Annotated in this window: 18 protein-coding genes; 15 read left to right on the forward strand and 3 right to left on the reverse strand. The window is 63.8% G+C overall.

The genetic code is table 11. The features are described from left to right. Nucleotides 1-28 precede the first annotated feature (28 nt). Both V5F84_RS11180 and V5F84_RS11185 read left to right on the forward strand, forming a co-directional pair. A complete protein-coding gene (locus V5F84_RS11180) occupies nt 29-736 on the forward strand; it encodes a peroxiredoxin (RefSeq protein WP_394042511.1) in 708 nt (235 codons plus the stop codon). A gap of 135 nt (nt 737-871) precedes the next feature. Then, on the forward strand, nt 872-1,654 hold the full coding sequence (locus tag V5F84_RS11185; RefSeq protein ID WP_394042510.1) for a sulfite exporter TauE/SafE family protein: 783 nt from the start codon (nt 872-874) through the stop codon (nt 1,652-1,654). Between the two features lie 98 nt (nt 1,655-1,752). On the opposite strand, the gene V5F84_RS11190 is transcribed toward V5F84_RS11185, so the two are convergent. Together V5F84_RS11190 and V5F84_RS11195 are read right to left on the reverse strand one after the other, a co-directional pair. Further along, on the reverse strand, nt 1,753-2,154 hold the full coding sequence (locus V5F84_RS11190) for a rhodanese-like domain-containing protein (RefSeq protein ID WP_394042509.1): 402 nt from the start codon (nt 2,152-2,154) through the stop codon (nt 1,753-1,755). Then, nucleotides 2,151-2,498: an ArsR/SmtB family transcription factor gene (locus tag V5F84_RS11195; protein WP_394042508.1), complete on the reverse strand. Its 348-nt coding sequence runs from the start codon at nt 2,496-2,498 to the stop codon at nt 2,151-2,153. The genes V5F84_RS11190 and V5F84_RS11195 overlap by 4 nt, the downstream gene beginning before the upstream one ends. A 107-nt stretch (nt 2,499-2,605) precedes the next feature. Here V5F84_RS11195 and V5F84_RS11200 point away from each other — a divergent pair, with 107 nt between their 5' ends. The 6 genes from V5F84_RS11200 to V5F84_RS11225 all read left to right on the forward strand — a co-directional run bounded on the left by V5F84_RS11200 (nt 2,606) and on the right by V5F84_RS11225 (nt 10,103). Continuing rightward, nucleotides 2,606-3,484 carry an MBL fold metallo-hydrolase gene (locus V5F84_RS11200; RefSeq protein WP_394042786.1) on the forward strand — a complete coding sequence of 293 codons (879 nt, stop codon included), beginning with the start codon at nt 2,606-2,608 and terminating at the stop codon, nt 3,482-3,484. A 159-nt stretch (nt 3,485-3,643) separates the two neighbouring features. Then, complete coding sequence (locus V5F84_RS11205; protein WP_394042507.1) at nt 3,644-4,936, forward strand: NAD(P)/FAD-dependent oxidoreductase; 1,293 nt, start codon at nt 3,644-3,646, stop codon at nt 4,934-4,936. A gap of 37 nt (nt 4,937-4,973) precedes the next feature. Beyond that, the gene (locus tag V5F84_RS11210; RefSeq protein ID WP_394042506.1) at nt 4,974-5,177 is read left to right on the forward strand and encodes a YgaP family membrane protein; all 204 of its coding nucleotides are present in this window, start codon (nt 4,974-4,976) and stop codon (nt 5,175-5,177) included. Nucleotides 5,178-5,275: 98 nt separating this feature from the next. After that, nucleotides 5,276-6,319, forward strand: coding sequence for an efflux RND transporter periplasmic adaptor subunit (locus tag V5F84_RS11215; protein WP_394042505.1), 1,044 nt, complete (start codon nt 5,276-5,278; stop codon nt 6,317-6,319). Beyond that, a complete protein-coding gene (locus V5F84_RS11220) occupies nt 6,316-9,546 on the forward strand; it encodes an efflux RND transporter permease subunit (protein WP_394042504.1) in 3,231 nt (1,076 codons plus the stop codon). The genes V5F84_RS11215 and V5F84_RS11220 overlap by 4 nt, the downstream gene beginning before the upstream one ends. A 170-nt stretch (nt 9,547-9,716) precedes the next feature. Next, nucleotides 9,717-10,103, forward strand: coding sequence for a DUF302 domain-containing protein (locus V5F84_RS11225; protein ID WP_394042503.1), 387 nt, complete (start codon nt 9,717-9,719; stop codon nt 10,101-10,103). Nucleotides 10,104-10,217: 114 nt separating this feature from the next. On the opposite strand, the gene V5F84_RS11230 is transcribed toward V5F84_RS11225, so the two are convergent. Beyond that, entirely contained in the window at nt 10,218-10,829 is a 612-nt protein-coding gene (locus V5F84_RS11230) for an SAM-dependent methyltransferase (RefSeq protein ID WP_394042502.1), read from the reverse strand. Nucleotides 10,830-11,343: 514 nt separating this feature from the next. On the opposite strand from V5F84_RS11230, the gene V5F84_RS11235 reads away from it, so the two are divergent. The 7 genes from V5F84_RS11235 (at nt 11,344) to cydX (ending at nt 18,942) form a co-directional block, all read left to right on the forward strand. Further along, a complete protein-coding gene (locus V5F84_RS11235; protein WP_509277209.1) occupies nt 11,344-11,595 on the forward strand; it encodes a metalloregulator ArsR/SmtB family transcription factor in 252 nt (83 codons plus the stop codon). A gap of 325 nt (nt 11,596-11,920) precedes the next feature. After that, entirely contained in the window at nt 11,921-12,493 is a 573-nt protein-coding gene (locus tag V5F84_RS11240) for a GbsR/MarR family transcriptional regulator (RefSeq protein ID WP_394042500.1), read from the forward strand. A 3-nt stretch (nt 12,494-12,496) separates the two neighbouring features. Further along, nucleotides 12,497-14,311 carry a thiol reductant ABC exporter subunit CydD gene (gene cydD / locus V5F84_RS11245; RefSeq protein ID WP_394042499.1) on the forward strand — a complete coding sequence of 605 codons (1,815 nt, stop codon included), beginning with the start codon at nt 12,497-12,499 and terminating at the stop codon, nt 14,309-14,311. Then, nucleotides 14,308-15,993 carry a thiol reductant ABC exporter subunit CydC gene (gene cydC / locus V5F84_RS11250; protein WP_394042498.1) on the forward strand — a complete coding sequence of 562 codons (1,686 nt, stop codon included), beginning with the start codon at nt 14,308-14,310 and terminating at the stop codon, nt 15,991-15,993. The genes cydD and cydC overlap by 4 nt, the downstream gene beginning before the upstream one ends. An 81-nt stretch (nt 15,994-16,074) precedes the next feature. Then, nucleotides 16,075-17,649 (forward strand): cytochrome ubiquinol oxidase subunit I, encoded by a 1,575-nt coding sequence (locus tag V5F84_RS11255; RefSeq protein ID WP_394042497.1) that lies wholly within the window; start codon nt 16,075-16,077, stop codon nt 17,647-17,649. Between the two features lie 6 nt (nt 17,650-17,655). Next, the gene (cydB, locus tag V5F84_RS11260; RefSeq protein ID WP_394042496.1) at nt 17,656-18,810 is read left to right on the forward strand and encodes a cytochrome d ubiquinol oxidase subunit II; all 1,155 of its coding nucleotides are present in this window, start codon (nt 17,656-17,658) and stop codon (nt 18,808-18,810) included. Nucleotides 18,811-18,822: 12 nt separating this feature from the next. Then, the gene (gene cydX / locus V5F84_RS11265) at nt 18,823-18,942 is read left to right on the forward strand and encodes a cytochrome bd-I oxidase subunit CydX (protein ID WP_394042495.1); all 120 of its coding nucleotides are present in this window, start codon (nt 18,823-18,825) and stop codon (nt 18,940-18,942) included. Nucleotides 18,943-19,008: the final 66 nt, after the last annotated feature.

Genomic DNA, 19,008 nt, shown 5'->3' on the forward strand with positions numbered 1-19,008 from the left:
CACCTGATACAAAAAGGAACCTGAAGCCATGAGCTGCACCGATACGCCCCGCCCCGTCCCCACCGAGGCGCCGACGGCGCTCCCCGCCATCGCCGATCACACCGCGGCCGTCATGCCGCGCATCAACGAGCGGGCTCCCGACTTCGCCGCCAAGACGACCTTCGGTGATCGTTCGCTCGGCCACTATCGCGGCCGCTGGCTCGTGCTGTTTTCCCATCCGGCGGATTTCACCCCGGTATGCACCACTGAGTTCATCGCATTCGCGAAGATGGCTGATGCCTTCAAGGCCGCCAATTGCGAGCTTCTGGGACTGTCCATCGACAGCATCTATTCCCACCTCGCATGGGTGGGGAACATCAAGGAGAAATTTGGCGTTGAGATTCCGTTTCCGATCATCGAGGACCTCTCCATGGCGGTGGCGAGAGCCTACGGGATGATCCATCCTGGAGCCTCTGACACGTCCGCGGTTCGCGCCACCTTCCTTATTGATCCGGACGGCATCCTGCGGGCCATGCTCTATTACCCCATGACCAATGGCCGCAGCGTTCCGGAAATCTTGCGCCTGGTCCAGAGCCTCCAGACCAGCCTCGGCAACGGTGTCGCCACCCCTGAGGGTTGGCAACCGGGAGAAAAAGTCATCGTCGGTGCGCCGAAGACGGTGGCCGAGGTCGATATACGCATGGCGGAGGGCCTAGAGACCACGGATTGGTATTTCTCCGTAAAGTCACTGGCGTGAAAGCGAGCATCGCGCGCGATTAGAGCCGTCGTCGGAAGCATTCGGCTTACCAGATAAGCATCTCCCATCCCACAAGTGGCGGGAGATGCTTCTCGTCTTGGCTACGCATCTCGCCCTAACAGGATCAAAACGCCCTTGCTATTTCAAGCTCTCGTTGCCGTACTCTCGGGCGTGCTCGCCGGTTTTGTTCTCGGCCTCATCGGTGGCGGGGGATCGGTGCTGGCGACGCCTTTGCTGCTCTATGTGGTCGGTGCGAGCGAACCGCATGTGGCGCTCGGCACCGGTGCGCTGGCGGTTTCCATAAATGCCTATGCAAATTTCATCGGACATGCCTTGAAGGGGAATGTTGTCTGGCGCTGCGCATTCGTCTTTTCCCTCGTGGGGACAACCGGGGCACTGCTCGGATCTACCCTTGGTAAATTGATGAACGGACAGGCGCTCCTATTCCTTTTCGGCATCGTGATGGCGCTTGTCGGAGCGCTGATGCTCCGCCCGCGCATAGTGACCCTTGCGACCGCGCCGAAGATCGACCGTAAGAGCTGCATCCGCGCCGGGCTCGCCGCGTTGGCCACCGGCATGGCCTCGGGTTTCTTCGGCATCGGCGGCGGCTTTCTCATCGTCCCGGCACTGATCTTGGCTACGGGCATGCCGACCATCCGTGCGGTCGGCACTTCGCTACTGGCGGTAGGAACGTTTGGCCTCGCCACGGCCCTTAACTATGCGGCCTCGGGCCTAGTAGACTGGCAGATTGCGGGAGAGTTCCTTGCAGGCGGCCTTGCCGGCGGGATGGCAGGAATGCAGTTGTCGACTAGGCTTGGCGCCAACAAGGACACGCTCAACCGGATCTTCGCAGTCGTGATCTTTACGGTCGCAGCCTATGTGCTTTTTCGGTCTGGAAGATCCCTTGTCGGCCATTAAGGTTAGGCGAGACACCCGCTTGCTGAGACTCCGAGACGCCTCCCATGGCGCCCGATTCTTCCTCAGCAAGAAGAGCGAATGGCAGGCCCACGGTCCATTCAGTTCCGACCCTTCGCCACGGGTAGCCCCTTAGCCTTCCACGCCGTAATACCACCCCGCAGCAGATAGATCTCCCCGACACAAAGCCGCTGCAGCCGGCGGGCATGAAGGTTGGTTCGGGCACCAGAGCGGCAAAGAAAAATCGCCGCTTTCCCTCCTGCTTCTTCAAGCGACGCTCCGGCCGTGATCCGCGACAGCGGCAGCAGGACAGCTCCCGGGATTCGCTCGACGGCGATCTCCGACGGCTCGCGTATATCCACCAGGATCGCGTGCCCTTCGTCGACCTGAGCCTTGGCCGCCAGTGCATCGATCGGGATGGGGCACGTCGCGCTGCCATCTCCCGACGCGCTGAGAAACCGGCGCACGCCAACGGCGAACCGGCGAAAAAGCGGTTCATTCATTTCGCAGTCTTCCTCTTGGGAATGGAATCACGGCAGACCGGACCCATTGGGGCCGCGCAGAAAGCCGCGTGCAGAGCCTCCACCACGACGAGAACCTCCGGCCGGCTGATGCGGTAATAGTGGGTCGTGCCTTCCCGGCGGGCCTCGACCAATTCGTCCGCCCTGAGCCGCATCAATTGCTGCGACATCGGGACCTGTTCGATCCCCAGCTCCTGACGAAGCTGGGCGACTGATTTCTCTTCCTTCCCCAAAGCGCAAAGCACCAGAAGGCGTTGCGGATGCGACAAGCTGCGCATCAGCTCGGCGGCCCTTTCCGCCGCGGGGATCATTTGCATAACATTCATGATCTTGAATTTAATATCCTTTAATGTTATCTGCAAGCGAGAATGCTGACGGGCTTCATACGGGAGGCTCCGCCGACGATACGGGACAGGCGACGCGAGTGGCGAAGATGATACAAACGCCGTTGATGCAGAAGCCGTTGGTAACCGGGTTTTTCCATAAGGAGACTTGGAGCATTGCATATTTGGTGGAGGATCCGGCGACCAAGCACGCGGCGATCATCGATCCCGTGCTCGATTATGATGAGAAAGCGGGCCGTGTCGCCACCACCTTCGCCGATGCAATGCTCGAAGAGGTCGTGCGGCGTGGCCTGACCGTGAAGTGGATTCTCGACACTCATCCTCATGCCGACCACTTCTCCGCTGCGGCTTATCTGAAGGAAAGGCTCGGCGTCCCCACGGGTATCGGTGAGAAGGTGGTCGATGTGCAACGTCTGTGGAAAGAGATTTACAATCTGCCCGACTTCCCCGCAGACGGTTCGCATTGGGACCACCTCTTCGCCGACGGTGATAGCTTCTCCATCGGCGCGCTTCCGGCACGGGCGATCTTTTCGCCAGGGCATACGCTCGCCTCGGTGACCTATGTGGTGGGCGATGTGGCTTTTGTCCACGACACCATTTTCCAACCTGACTTCGGAACCGCACGCGCCGACTTTCCGGGCGGCAGTCCCGAAAGTCTCTACCGCTCGATCCAAACGATCCTGGCGCTCCCCGACGACACCCGTCTCTTCACCGGGCACGATTACATGCCTGGTGGCCGTGAGCCCCGCTGGGAAAGCAGCGTCGGCGAGCAGAAACGGGAGAACGTGCATCTTCGCGACAATCCAAGCGAAGAGGCTTTTGTCGCGCGCAGACGCCGCCGCGATGCAGAATTGCCGATGCCGCGCCTCATTCTTCATGCGCTGCAAGTGAACATGCGCGGCGGTCGCTTGCCTGAGCCGGAAGACAATGGCCGCATCTATTTGAAGATTCCGATCGGAGCGTTGTGATTGTCATTTGGATCCATTGAGCCTGATCAAACGTTCGCGCGCGAAATTCTGAGAGAATAAAAAAATATAGTCTGGCTCCAAAATAATCGCGCAAAACAGATCTGATAAAGACTCATAAAATCGGCCGAGAAACGGCCGCATCCCCTAGGAGGAAAGTCCATGTCGCATATCGTTGTGCTCGGCGCAGGTCTCGGTGGGGTCATCATGGCCTATGAAATGAAGGATCAGGCGGGTCCGGGCGACAAGGTCACCGTCGTCAATCTTGGTACGACCTATTCATTCGTGCCATCCAATCCCTGGGTCGCGGTCGGCTGGCGCGAGCGGCGGGATATCACGGTCGATCTGACCGACATCTTTGCGGCGCGTGGCATCGGCCTCAAGCCGGAAGGCGCGAAGCGCGTGCACCCAGATCAAAATCAGGTCGAGCTCAACGACGGCACGTTCCTGGCTTATGACTACCTCATCCTGGCTACCGGCCCAGATCTCGCTTTCGATGAGATTCCCGGGCTCGGGCCGGCCGGCCACACCCATTCGGTCTGCCATGTGGACCATGCGCTCGAGGCCAAGCGCGCGTTCGATGCGCTTGTGGCCGATCCGGGTCCGGTCGTCGTCGGGGCGGTGCAGGGCGCATCCTGCTTCGGGCCGGCCTACGAATTTGCCTTCATTCTCGATGCTGCCCTGCGTCAGGCCAAGAAGCGCGACCGCGTGCCCATGACCTTCGTGACGCCGGAACCCTATATCGGCCATCTCGGGCTCGACGGAGTTGGCGACACGAAGGGGTTGCTCGAGAGCGCCATGCGCGAGCGCCACATCAAATGGATCACCAACGCCCGGGTGACGAAGGTTGAGCCGGACCGCATGTTCGTCGAGGAGGTGAACGAGGACGGTTCACTCAAGACGGCGCATGAACTGCCCTTCGCCTTTTCCATGATGCTGCCGGCCTTCCGCGGCGTGCCGGCGGTGCGCGGCATCGAAAACCTCACCAATCCGCGCGGGTTTGTCATGATCGACAAGCATCAGCGCAATCCGGCCTATCCCAATATCTTTGCCATCGGCGTCGGTGTCGCCATTCCGCCTGTCGGCAAGACGCCGCTTCCCGTGGGCGTTCCCAAAACCGGCTTCATGATCGAATCCATGGCCACGGCGACGGCCAAAAATGTCGGCGCCCTTCTCCGCGGCCAGGAACCGCGCTCCGTCGCCAGTTGGAATGCCGTGTGCCTGGCCGATTTCGGCGACGGTGGCATCGCCTTCGTCGCCCAGCCTCAGATCCCGCCGCGCAACGTCAACTGGTCGGCCCAGGGCAAGTGGGTGCACGCGGCCAAGATCGGCTTCGAGCGGTATTTTTTGCACAAGATCCGGACAGGGAAGTCGGAGACATTCTACGAGAATATGGCGCTCGACTTTCTTGGCATCAAGAAATTGAAGGAAATTCATCTTGATACGTCTGAATAAAGTCAGTGCATGAATCAAATCAAAGGAGTACATCGAAATGACAGTCGATCGCGCCGTTCTCATGTTTGCCGGGCTTATGGTCCTTGTCTCTTTAGCGCTCGGATTCTACGTGTCGCCTTACTGGTATCTTTTGACCGCCTTCGTCGGGCTGAACCTGATGCAGGCGTCGGTAACCGGGTTCTGTCCGGCCGCCCTCGTCTTCAAGAAGTTGGGCTGTAAGCCTGGCGTCGCTTTCGAATAGACGAACCAGGATTCTAACGCCGCCATCCTTCGGACGGCGGGCCGCTGCGCGCCGCCCCCGCCGAAGTTCCGGCTTGTCCCTCGTTCACCGAGCGTCCCATGTCACGATCAAAAGTCATCGTCCCCGCCTTCGTCCTGTTCTTACTTCTCGTCGACAGCGGAGTGGGCATAGGCTGGGCTTCTGCGGCAGACGCGGAGCTGACCGTCAAGGCGATTTCGGTGCTGGAGCTGAAGGCGGTGTTCGGCCAGGTGGAAAGCCGCACCGTCGTCCCGGCGCGCGCCCGCATCGGCGGCACGATCCGCCAGATCGGCGTCACCGAGGGCAGCGAGGTCAAGGAGGGGCAAGCCATCGCGCTGGTGGTGGACGACAAGCTCGCCCTCGAACTCAACGCTGCCGAAGCGAAGATCAAGGAACTCAGCTCCCAGCTTACCAATGCCCGCAGCGAACTGGACCGGAACCAGCAACTCCTGGCGCGGGGCGCCGTCAGCCAGAGCCGGCTCGACCAGATGCAAACCCAGTTCGACGTGGCCGCCAACCAGGTCGCCGCCGCCGAGGCCGACAAGGCGGTCATTGCGCAAAGGGCCACCGAGGGTGCCATCGTGGCGCCGGCGACCGGACGGGTTCTGACGGTGCCGGTGACGCTCGGGTCGGTCATCCTGGCGGGCGAGGAAGTCGCCCGTATCGCAAGCGGCCAGTATTATTTGCGTCTGTCACTGCCAGAGCGCCACGCTGCTGAAATCAAGGAGGGCGACACCGTCCTCATTGGACAGCGCGGCCTCTCCCCCGCCAAAGGTGGCGACATGGCGACCGCGCGGCCGGGCCGCATCGTTAAGATCTATCCGGAGATATCGGACGGTCGTGTCATCGCCGACGTGGAGGTGGCTGGGCTGGGCGACTATTTTGTGAATGAGCGCACCCTGGTCTGGATCCCGGTCGGCAAGCGCACGGTCATCGCGGTTCCCCCCGAGGCGGTCGCGACGCGCCACGGCATCGACTATGTCCGCGTCGCCACGCCCGATGGCCCCCTCGACGTGGCGGTGATACTCGGCGAGACGTTCCCGGACAATGGCGGGACGCGGGTGGAGATATTGACGGGGCTCAAGGACGGCGACCGCGTCGTCCTGCCGGGAAGCACGAAATGAAGCTCGGTATCGCCGGCAACCTGACGCGCGCCTTCATCGGCTCGCCGCTCACGCCCCTGTTCCTGCTTGCCGCCTTTGCGTTGGGCATCGTCGCCCTCGTCACGCTGCCGCGCGAGGAGGAGCCGCAGATCTCGGTACCCATGGTCGACATTCGCGTCGAGGCCAACGGCCTCAAGGCGGAGGATGCGGTCAAGCTGGTCACCGAGCCGCTCGAGACCATCGTCAAGAGCATCGATGGCGTCGAGCACGTCTATTCCCAGACCGAGGACGACGGCGTCGTCGTCACCGTGCGGTTCCTCGTCGGCACCAGCTCCGATGCCGCGATCCTGCGGGTGCACGACAAGGTACGGGCAAATCTGGACCGCATCCCCGTCGGCATTCCCGAGCCCCTGATCGTGGGGCGCGGCGTCGATGATGTGGCCATCGTCGTCGTCACGCTCGCCCCCGCGCCGGCGGCCGCCGCGCGCTGGACAGCCAACGGATTGACCCGCCTTTCCCGCGAGCTTCAGGTGGAAGTGGCCAAGCTGCCGGATATCGGCCTGACCTATATCGTCGGCGAGCAGCCGGAGGAAATCCGGGTCGAGCCGGACCCGGAAAAGCTCTCGCTCTACGGCATCACCCTTCAGCAGCTTACGGCCAAGATCGAGGGGGCCAACCGTTCGTTCCAGCTCGGCAAGGTGCGCGAACAGGGCGAGCAGCGCACCCTTGTCGCCGGTCAAACCCTGCAGACCGCGCCCGAAATCGGCAATCTGTTCCTCACCGCCCGCGACGGCCGGCCGGTCTATGTGCGTGATGTCGCCAACATAGTGCTCGCCACCGAGCCGAATGAGGCGCGCGTGACCGATGTGCGCAGGACCTCGGCCGGACTTGAGCGCGTGCCTGCCGTGTCCCTGGCCATCGCCAAGCGACCGGGAACCAATGCGGTCGTCATCTCGGATGCTGTCGCCCACCGCCTGGAGCAGGTGCGCGGGCAGATCGTCCCGCAGGACATCGAGATGACGGTGACACGCAATTATGGCGAGAGCGCCAACGAAAAGGCGAACGAACTCCTGTTCCATCTGGGCCTTGCCACGGTTTCGATCGTGGTGCTGGTTGCTTTTGCCATCGGTCGGCGGGAGGCGATGGTGGTGGCGGTGGTCATTCCCACCACCATTCTGCTCACGCTGTTTGCCTCGCGGCTCATGGGCTACACGCTGAACCGCGTCAGCCTGTTCGCGCTCATCTTTTCCATCGGCATCCTGGTCGACGACGCCATCGTGGTGATCGAGAACATCGCCCGCCACTGGGCCATGCGGGACGGCAGGGCGCGGGAGCAGGCGGCGATCGAGGCGGTGGCGGAGGTGGGCAATCCCACCATCGTCGCCACGCTGACCGTGGTGGCGGCGCTGCTGCCCATGCTGTTCGTCTCCGGCATGATGGGGCCCTATATGAGCCCGATCCCCGCCAATGCTTCGGCGGCAATGGTGTTCTCGTTCTTCGTCGCCGTGGTGCTGACGCCCTGGCTCATGATGAAGCTGGGCCGCAAGGGGGATGCGGCGGCCCATGGGCATGAGGCCGGCCATGGCGGCTGGCTCGGGCAAGCCTATGTTCGGGTCGCCTCACCGATCCTCAAGACCAAGGCCCGCGCCTGGACTTTTCTTCTGATCGTCGGCTGCCTCACGCTGGCCTCGCTGGGTTTGATCTATACCAAGCACGTCACGGTGAAACTGCTGCCGTTCGACAACAAGACCGAACTCCAGGTGATGGTCGACCTGCCGAAGGGGGCCTCGGTCGAGGACACCAACCGGGCCCTGCAGGCCATCGTCGACCGGCTCGCGCCGATCCCGGAAGCAATCTCCTTCCAGACCTACGCCGGTACTTCGGCGCCATTCAACTTCAATGGCCTTGTTCGGCATTATTATCTGCGCTCCCAGCCGCAGCAGGGCGACGTCACCGTCAACTTGCTGCCGAAGGGCGACCGCGACCGCCCGAGCCATGCCGTCGCCCTCGACATCCGCGAGCGCCTGAGAGGGCTCGATCTGCCGGCAGGCACGGCGGTGAAGGTGGTGGAGCCGCCGCCGGGGCCGCCGGTGCTCGGGACGCTGCTCGCAGAGATCTACGGCCCCGACCCCGCCACCCGACGCGCGGTGGCGGCCAAGGTGCGGGAGACGTTCGAGAGCGTGCCCTTCATCGTCGACGTGGACGACAGCTACGGTATTCAGCCCGAGCGCGTGCGCATCGCCATCGACCAGGACAACCTCGAATATTACAAGGTCGAGCAAGGCGATGTGTACGATGCCATCCGCGCCTTCTACTCCGGCTCGACGGTGGGCTATTCGCACCGCGGCGGCGGCCGCCAGCCGATCCCGATCCGCATCGCCTTGCCCAAGAGCGCCGAAGTCGTGAACGAGCGCACGCTCACCACCCCCGTGCCTGCCAATGCGCTGCCGGGCGCGCGCGGCGTCGTGGAGCTTGGCGACGTGGTGAGCGTGACGCGCGAGCCGGCCTCATACCCGATCTTCCGCCACAACGGCCGGGCCGCCGAAATGATCACCGGCGAACTCGCCGGCCAGTTCGAGGCCCCCGTCTACGGCATGATGGCGGTGGCCGACGCCATCGAAAAGGCGGACTGGGGCGATGTGCCGAAGCCCGTGATCGCACTCCACGGCCAGCCCGACGACGAGAGCCATCCCACCTTGCTATGGGACGGTGAATGGGAGGTGACCTGGGTCACGTTCCGCGACATGGGGGCGGCCTTCGGCGTGGCGATCCTCGGCATCTACATCCTCGTGGTGGCCCAGTTCGGCTCCTTCAAGGTGCCCCTGGTCATCCTGATGCCGATCCCGCTGACCTTCATCGGCATCATGCTCGGCCACTGGATGTTCGGGGCGCCGTTCTCGGCAACCTCCATGATCGGCTTCATCGCGCTCGCAGGCATCATCGTGCGCAATTCGATCCTGCTGGTCGACTTCATCCGCCATGCGCGCACGCCCGACCGGCCCCTGGTCGACGTGCTGCTGGAGGCCGGCGCCATCCGCTTCAAGCCGATTCTCCTCACCGCGCTCGCCGCGATGATCGGAGCGGCGGTGATCCTGACGGACCCGATATTTCAGGGGCTCGCCATCTCCCTGCTCTTCGGCCTTGCCTCGTCGACGGCGCTCACGGTGCTGGTTATTCCGGCGATCTATGTGGTGCTGCGCGGCGGTAGGCGCGCGGCGAAAGAAGCGGGGGAGCGAACGCAGATTTAAGGCGATTTGTTCGGGATGGATGGCGACGTTGGTCCAATCCGAACGCGGAATTATGCGGTATTTCTGTATAGTTGCATGTTCGAGATTTGTCGCGAGAAGCTTCAACTCTGGCGATAGCGGTGACCAGGGCAGTCTATGATTTTCCCTGGCGGAATCAACGGAGAAGATTCATGAGCTATTACTTTGAAAAGACCCTCGTGTGCGACTTTGATGAGGCAGTCGATCGCACCACCGCAGCCCTCAAGACAGCCGGATTCGGCATCATCACCGAGATCAATGTGACTGATACCTTCAAGACGAAGCTCGGCGCCAATTTCCGGAATTACCGTATCCTTGGTGCCTGCAACCCGCTCTTAGCGTATGAGGCCCTCTTAACCGAATGCAAAGCGGGCACCATGCTTCCCTGTAATGTCGTCGTGCAGGAGGCCGGTGTCGGCAAGATGGAAGTGGCAGCCATTGATCCAGTCGCCTCCATGCAGGCGATCGACAACCCAAAGCTGCTGACGCTGGCCGAGAAAGTACGGGCTGCACTGAAAAATGTTATCGTGAGCCTCTGAAAGCGCAACTGCATCAATCTGATCGATGAAGCCGACGCCAGATCTAGAAATGAGACTGCAGTGCCAATCAACTCGCGATGCCAGCTAATGGGGAAATGTACACCACAATCTGCATTAACGCGGCTTGCGCGCGACGAGGTCGATCAAGGCGGACATGCCGACGTGACGGCTTCCTTCACCCAGCACCTCATCATGCTCACAAAGATCGAGGATATCCCAATCGCCGAAGCTTCGTTCGAGCATATCGCGTGTGTAGAGATTCTCGATCTGAGCAGGACCGCCGGTCTTGTACGTGAGTTGCTCTGGTCGATAACCCTGCAGGAAGAGGAGGCCGCCCGGCTTCACCGTCTGCCGGAGACCGGCAAAGATTTGCTCGCGCAGGGACGGTCCGGCGAACTGGAAGAAGATGGCCGCTGCGACGTCGAACGCATCCTGCGACCATTCCCGCACGCTGATATCGGTACATTCGAAGTTAATGCGGACGCCGCGCGCTTGTGCAAGCCGACGTGCCTTTTCGATGGCGGTCGCGGAAAAATCGACGGAGGTGACGTTGAGACCCTGCTGCGCGAGCCACACGCCGTTTCGGCCTTCGCCGTCGGCAATTGCGAGTGCTGTTTCTCCAGGGCGCAGGCGGGCAGCCTGCGCCTTCAGAAACGCATTCGGCTCGGTGCCGAAGATATATTCATTGGTGGAATACCGGCCTTCCCATTGTTCCAACCCGGACATGTTTCTCTTCCCATTCTGGCGGACAAAAGTTGAGTACCAAGCGGGCAGGCCTGAGTCCACTCAGCCTCCGAGCCTGCCCGGTAGTAAAGCAGGACCGCGTGGCATAGTGCTGCGGGGGAGGGGCACGGAAGGTGCTCGAATCTGGGGTGCGCGAGGAGGATCGCCTTCGGTATGCTCATTTGAATGCACATTCCGAACCGATCCGCTGATGGATCTGTCTGGCGCGGCCAGACAGATTTAATTGTAGTCTACCACATGCTCTCTCAAGGACGGAGATGAACGCGATAGAATAACGGCCACACATTTATCTTAAGCCGCATGTCGTTTCGTGAGGTCACCGACTGTTTGAGTACTGCGCGCTAGGTGATGGCCAATTTATGAAATTTGCTCACTTTTTTGTTTTAGAGATGTTCCAGGAAGTGAGTATCCCATCATGGACACAAAAGATCACCCAAAGCTACCACTCGCCTGCCTAGAGGAGAGAGCCGCCGAAGCCGCCGAACTTCTAACCTCGATGGCCAATTCTAAGCGCTTGATTGTCCTCTGTCATCTGTCTGAAAGTGAACGGTCGGTGGGTGAACTTGCAGTAATTACAGGACTTAGTTCGTCGGCTGTGTCGCAGCATCTCGGGAAATTACGCCTTCAGGGCTTGGTTAAAACGAGACGAGACGCACAATCAATTTTTTATAGCATTTCAAGTAATAAAGTTCGAATGCTGCTGGAAACACTTAGCTGTCTCTATCACACGGAGCCGGGGGATCGATAGGGGGCGGTGTGTCGCGGAACCGCCAATGAAGTTCATTCGCTGAATAAGTATAGAAAAAATAGTCATAAAAAATTGGTTTGATGGAAGTAAATATAGCTAGAAATCTGTGTGCAGAATATTTTCTGTAATATAGTTTGTAGGATTCCGAAATAAACAGTAGTTGTCTACTTGAATGGTGATTCAGCGTCGGATCGCCCTGAGCCTGCGGTGGGTATGCATGCTCAGCATGGAGATCGCAGCGTGCCGTCAGGGTACTTGCCAGCTTGAATGCCTCACGTATATAAGTTTCAGAAAGTTCTGAAATAACTGTCATTACGGAAAACAGATGAAGCTGCCTTCGACAATTCAGGCGTTCGTTTTGCATTTTGGCGAGATGGGTAGCCGCTGGGGCATCAATCGCACCGTGGGTCAGATTTATGCGCTCCTGTTCGTATCCTCTACGCCGCTGTGCGCCGACCAGATCGTGGAGGCCCTGGGAATTTCCCGCTCCAACGTGTCCATGAGCCTGCGCGAGCTCCAGGCGTGGAATCTCGTGCTTCTGAAGCACCTGCCCGATGACCGGCGCGATTTCTTCACCACACCAGACGACATCTGGCTCATCCTGCGCACGCTCGCCGAGGAGCGGAAGAAGCGGGAGGTGGACCCGACGCTGTCGGTGCTGCGTGAGATCCTCATGCAGGAGCCGGCCACCGAGGAGGAGCGCCATGCGCAGGCGCGCCTCGCCGAGATGCACGGCCTAATCGAGCAGCTCACCAATTGGTATGACGACGTCAAGGAGCTCGATACGGCCCGCCTTGCAACCTTGCTATCCATGGGCGCCAAGGTGACACGCCTGCTGGAGGCCAAGGCCAAGGTCGTCTCGCTCGCCCGTCCCCGTCGCCCGCGCGGAAAAGAGTGAATTATGTCGCTCCCCGTCGCCCTCATTTCCGACCCGCCGCAGACGGCGCGCGAGTCGCTGCCGGCGGCACCGCGCGCGCCTGCCGCGTGGCGCGGCAAGGCCGCGAAAAGTTCCGTGTTCCGCCGCCTGCGTCGGAGCAAGAGCGCGCGCAAGACGCAACGAGCGGCGAAGCCGAGCCGGGGTGTCGCCCTCGGCAGCCTTATGCAGAGCGCGGCGGCGCTGATCTGGCTGCCGCAGGCGGCGCTGCTGGCCTTTGCCGTTCAGGCCATCGCCGATCACGGCGGCATGCGGCCGGTGATTTTCGCGGCGGCGCTGGTGTTCGCCCTCGGGGTGCTGCGGGCCCTGCTTGATGCTGCGGGGGCGCGGCTTGCTTTCAGGTCCGCCCGGGCCATCCTGTCGGAGCAACGCGCCCGTGCGGCGATGGCGCTGTCCGCCCGTTCGCCGCTCGATGCCGAACGTCCCGCTTCGGGATCGGCCGCGAGCGCCCTGGCCGAGCAGGCGGAAGCCATCGTGCCCTATCTTGCCCGCTACCGTCCCGCCCGCCAGCGCTCGACCCTCGTCCCCCTCGCCATCCTGTGCGCGGTGTTTCCCCTGTCGTGGGTCGCGGGCCTGGTGATGCTGGTCGCAGCGCCCCTCATTCCCCTGTTCATGGCCCTGGTCGGGTGGCGGGCCAAAGCCGCCAGCGCCGCCCAGATGGTCGAGGTCGGCGGCATGAACGCCTTCCTGCTGGATCGCCTGCGCGGCCTTGCCACCATCCGCGCGCTCGATGCCGTGGACCTGACGGCCCGCCGCCTGAGGGCGAACGCCTTTTCCCTCAAGGCGCGCACCATGGCGGTGCTGCGCATCGCCTTCCTGTCCTCGGCGGTACTGGAACTGTTCTCGGCCCTCGGGGTCGCCATGGTGGCGGTCTATATCGGCTTCCATTTTCTCGGCCCGCTCGACTTCGGCGCATGGGGCGGCAGGCTCTCGCTCGGCGAGGGCCTGTTCATTCTTCTGCTCGCGCCGGCCTTCTTCCAGCCGCTGCGAGACCTCTCGGCGGTGTGGCACGACCGGGCAGCGGGTGAGGCGGCGATGGAGATGCTGGAGGGCCTCGCGCGGCCGGGATTGGCCTTGCCGGGTGCGGGCGAGGCACCCTCGCCAGCCGTCGCGCAAGTGGCCACGGCGCCACGTCCGGCGCCGCAGGTCCGCATCACCGGGCTTGATTTCCGCCACGCGGGCAGCGCGGGGGCGGTCCTCGCCGCATTCAACCTCGATGTGGCCGGCGGTGAGCGGGTGGCACTGACCGGCGCCAGCGGCGCGGGCAAGTCCACGCTGCTCGCCCTCATCGCCGGCCTGGCTCCGGCGGATGGCGGGGAGATCGCCATCGGCGGCCGGCCGCTGACCGGGGAGACCGCCACCGCGCACCGCGCCCGCATGGCCTGGATCGGGCAGAGCCCACACTTCTTCGCCGGCTCCCTGCGGGCGAACATCGCCCTCGGGCGGGCGGATATCGGCACTGACGCGGTGGCCGCCGCCCTTCGCTTCGCCGTGCTGGATCCGATCGCTGCGGATCGCCATGGCCGCGCCATCGGCGAGGGAGGCGCCGGGCTTTCCGGCGGCGAGGCGCTGCGGCTCGCCCTGGCCCGTGCGGCGGCGAACCGGCATGCCGATCTCATTCTGGCGGACGAGCCCACCGCCCATCTCGACGCCGCCACCGCCCGCGAGGTCACCGAAGCCTTGCTGACGCTCGCCGAGGGCCGCACGCTGATCGTCGCCACCCATGATCCGGTGCTGATCGCGCGCATGGACCGGCAGGTTCTGCTGGAGCCGCGGCCATGAAACACCGCAACGATCTGTGGCCGGTCCTCGACCTGTTTGTCCAGGAGCAGCGCGGCATGCTGCTGGCGGGCCTGGTGCTCGCCGCCACCACGGTGCTGGCCGGCCTTGCCCTGCTCGGGCTCTCCGGCTGGTTCATCTCGGCAACCGCGATCGCCGGTTTGTCCGCCGCCGCCTTGACCTTCGACGTGTTCGCCCCCGCCGCCGCCATCCGCTTCCTCGCTCTGGCGCGCACCGCCTCGCGCTATGGCGAGCGGCTGACGACCCATGACGCCGCCCTCTCCATTCTCGCCGGCTTGCGCGAGCGGCTGTTTCGCGGCTGGGCCGAGCCGGGCGCGGCGCGGGCTCTGCTGGCGCGGCCGGCGCGGCTGCTGTTTCGGCTCACGGCCGACATCGATGCACTCGATTCCCTTTACCTGCGGGTGCTGGTGCCGGCAGGGGCGATGCTCGCGACCGCGCTTGCCGCCGGCGTCGCGCTCGGCCTGATGCAGCTTTGGCTCGGCGCCGCGGTCGCGGCCGCATTGATCGCGGCCGGCTTCGGCCTGCCGGTGTTCGCGGCGCGCGCCGCCCGCCGTCCCGCGCGGCGTCGCGCCCATGCGCTGGAAGCCTTGCGCGCGGACGCCATCGATCTGATCGCCGGCCAGACCGAATTGGCCATGGCCGGCCGCCTGGCCGCGCAGCGCGATGCGCTGGCATCTGCGGACGCCACCCTTTCGCAGGCCGATGATGCGCTCGACGCCATCGAGACCCGCGTGACCACGGGCTTTGCGATCACCGGTACGGCGGTGCTCGCGGGCACCTTGATCGGGGTTGGCCTGCTGGCGGACCAGGGCGTCATCGACACGCCCGTGGCGGCTCTCGGGCTGCTGGTCGCGCTCGCGGCGGCGGAGCCTTTCGCGGGCCTGCGGCGTGGCGCGCTGGAACTCGGCCGGACCGTGCTGGCGGTGCGCCGCATCGGGCCGCGCCTGCGCCCGCAGGCGCCGGCGTCCCGTCCCCTCGCGCCGCCGGCCGGGCTTGCGCTGCGGATGCGCGCCGTCACCGCCCGCCATGGCGGCGCCAGCCGGCCGGCGGTGCACGACCTCACGCTCGATATCTCCATCGGTGAGCGGGTGGCCGTGATCGGCACCAGCGGCGCCGGCAAATCGACCTTGCTGGCCCTCGCCTGCGGCGAGATGGCGCCCCAATCGGGTGTGGTGGAGGCGCTTGGCTGCACCCTTTTGACCCAGCGCACCGAATTGTTTCAGGACAGCCTGCGCGACAATCTGCGCCTCGCCGCTGCCGCTGCCGACGATGACCGGCTGTGGGACGCGCTCGCGGCGGCGGGCCTCGCGGAGGATGTCCGCGCGCTGCCGCGCGGGCTCGACACCTTGCTCGGCGAGGGCGGGCTCGGCCTGTCCGGCGGCCAGGGTCGCCGGCTGGCGCTGGCCCGGCTGCTGCTGCGCGACACGCCCCTCTGGCTGCTCGACGAGCCGACCGAGGGGCTCGATGCCGCCACCGCACGGGACGTGCTCGGCCGACTGGCCGCTCATGCGACCGGGCGCTCCGTCATCGTCGCGACCCACATCAGGCGCGAGGCGGAGATCGCCGATCACCTGGTGATGATTGACCGCGGACGCATCGTCTTCCGGGCGGAACGGGGCGAGCCGGCTTTTCATGCCGCGCTCGCCGCGCTCCGCCCGGATTGACCAGGCCCCGCACCCCGCGAACGGATGGCGCCGCGGCGCCGGGAATTACGACAGGAGGCCGGGCGCACCCCGGAGTGAGCAATGGAATTCGACATCGTAAGTCTATCGCGCCTGCAATTCGCGATGACGGCGCTCTACCACTTCCTCTTCGTGCCGCTCACGCTCGGGCTCTCCGTGCTCCTGGCGATCATGGAGACCGTCTATGTGATGACCGGGCGCCCGATCTGGCGTCAGATGACGAAATTCTGGGGCACCCTGTTCGGGATCAACTTCGTTCTCGGGGTCGCCACCGGCATCGTCATGGAGTTTCAGTTCGGCATGAACTGGAGCTATTACAGCCATTATGTCGGCGACATCTTCGGAGCGCCGCTGGCCATCGAAGGGCTCATGGCCTTCTTCCTGGAAGCCACCTTCGTCGGTCTGTTCTTCTTCGGTTGGGACAAGATGTCCAAGGTGGGACATCTGGTGACCACCTGGGCGGTGGCGATCGGCTCCAACTTCTCCGCGCTCTGGATCCTGATCGCCAATGGCTGGATGCAGAACCCGGTGGGATCGGCCTTCAACCCGCAGACCATGCGCATGGAGGTGACCGACTTCTACGCGGTGCTGTTCAACCCGGTCGCCCAGGCGAAGTTCGTGCACACGGTCTCCGCCGGTTATGTGACGGCGTCCTTCTTCGTGCTCGGCGTCTCGGCCTGGTATCTGCTGAAGGGGCGCCACATCGACCTTGCCAAGCGCTCCATGACGGTGGCCGCCTCGTTCGGGCTCGCGGCCTCCCTGTCGGTGGTCGTGCTGGGCGACGAGAGCGGCTATCTCGACACCGAGCACCAGAAGATGAAGCTCGCGGCCATCGAGGCCATGTGGGAGACCGAGCCGGCGCCCGCCTCCTTCACCTTGTTCGGCTTTCCCGACCAGGAGGCGCGCGAGACCCATTATGCGGTGCGCATTCCCTGGGTGATGGGCCTGATCGGCACCCGCTCGCTGACCACCGTGATCCCCGGCATCGAGGAACTGGTCGGCCATGCCAAGGACCGGATCCAGCAGGGCATCATCGCTTATGACGCGCTCCAGAAGATCCGCGCCAACGGCACCGCCGCGGTCGCCCCCGACGTGCAGAAGGCGTTCGAGGACAACGGTCGAAACCTCGGCTACGCGCTGCTCCTCAAGCGCTATGTGGACGACCCCCGGCAGGCGACGCCGGAGCAGATCGACAAGGCCGCCTGGGACACCGTGCCCGGTGTCGCCCCCATGTTCTGGTCGTTCCGCATCATGGTGGGCCTCGGCTTCTACTTCATCGCCTTCATGACGCTGATGTTCATCCTCTCGGCGCGGCGCATGCTGGACCGCTACCCGATCCTGCTGCGGATCGCGGTGCTGTCGATCCCGCTGCCCTGGATCGCGGCGGAATTCGGCTGGGTGGTGGCGGAATACGGCCGTCAGCCCTGGATGATCGAAGGCATGCTGCCCACCGCCGCCGGCGTGTCCAACCTCGGCGTGACCACGGTGCTGTTCACCATCGTGGGCTTCGCGCTGATCTACACCATCCTGTTCATCATCGAGATGGGCCTCATGATCCGCGCCATCGGCAAGGGTCCCAAGCCCGACATCGAACCCGAGGCGGGCCTGCTCAACCCCCGTCTGGCCCCTGCGGAGTGATGCGCCATGATCCTCAGCGAACTCATCAATTACGAAATCCTGCGGCTCATCTGGTGGGTGCTCCTGGGCGTGCTGCTCATCGGCTTCGCCATTACCGACGGGTTTGATCTCGGGGTTGCCACCCTGCTGCCGTTCGTCGGCCGCACCGACGTGGAGCGGCGGATCGCCATCAACACCATCGGCCCGGTCTGGGAAGGCAACCAGGTGTGGCTGGTGCTCGGCGGCGGCGCCATCTTCGCCGCCTGGCCGCCGCTCTATGCGGTCTCGTTCTCGGGCTTCTACCTCGCCATGTTCGCGATCCTCGCCGCTCTGATCCTGCGGCCGGTGGGCTTCACCTATCGCAGCAAGCGCGAGAGCCCGGCGTGGCGCTCGGCCTGGGACTGGGCCCTGTTCATCGGCGGCTTCGTGCCGGCGCTGATCTTCGGCGTCGCGGTGGGCAACGTGCTCCAGGGCGTGCCGTTCCGCTTCGACAGCGAACTGCACATCTTCTACGACGGCACCTTCTTCGGCCTGCTGAACCCGTTCGCTCTGCTGTGCGGCTTGCTCTCCGTCGCCATGCTGGTCACGCACGGCGCCGCCTGGCTGATGGTGAAGGCGGAAGGCCCTGTGGCGGCGCGGGCGCGGGCGATCGGCAGCATCAGCGCGCTTGCGGCGCTCGTGCTGTTCGCCCTCGGCGGCATCGCCTTGTACCTGTTCGTGCAGGGCTTCCGCATCACCAGCGTGATCGACCCGTTCGGCCCGTCCAATCCGCTGCTGAAGTCGGTGGCGGTGGAAAACGGCGTGTGGTTCGCCAATTACCGGACCTATCCGGTGCTGCTGATCGCCCCGGCGCTCGGCTTCCTGGGCGTGTTCGGCGCCTTCCTCGGCCTGCGCGCCCGCCTGGAGGTGCCGACCTTCCTGGCGTCCGCATTGGGGATCTTCGGCATCATCTCGACCGTCGGGGTGTCCATGTTCCCCTTCATCCTGCCGTCCTCGATCAACCCCCAGTCGAGCCTCACCGTGTGGGATTCCTCGTCGAGCCACCTGACCTTGTTCATCATGCTGGTGGTGACGGTGATCTTCCTGCCGATGATCCTTGCCTATACCACCTGGGTGTACCGGGTGCTCTGGGGCAAGGTGGACGAAACCATGGTCACCGAAAAGGGCGGCCACGCTTACTGAGGAGAGACAGCTATGTGGTACTTCGCCTGGATGCTGGGCCTGCCTCTCGCAGCCGCCTTCGCCGTACTCAACGCCATGTGGTTCGAATTGATGGAGGACGAGGCCCAGAAGAAGAAGGCCCTCGGCCGCTAGGGTAGGGACCTGCGACGGGGCAAGGAATGGGCGGGGGATGCGGAACGCCGCATCCCCCGTGCGCCT

Source organism: Roseixanthobacter liquoris (genome assembly GCF_043195135.2).
GTDB lineage: Bacteria > Pseudomonadota > Alphaproteobacteria > Rhizobiales > Xanthobacteraceae > NCEH01.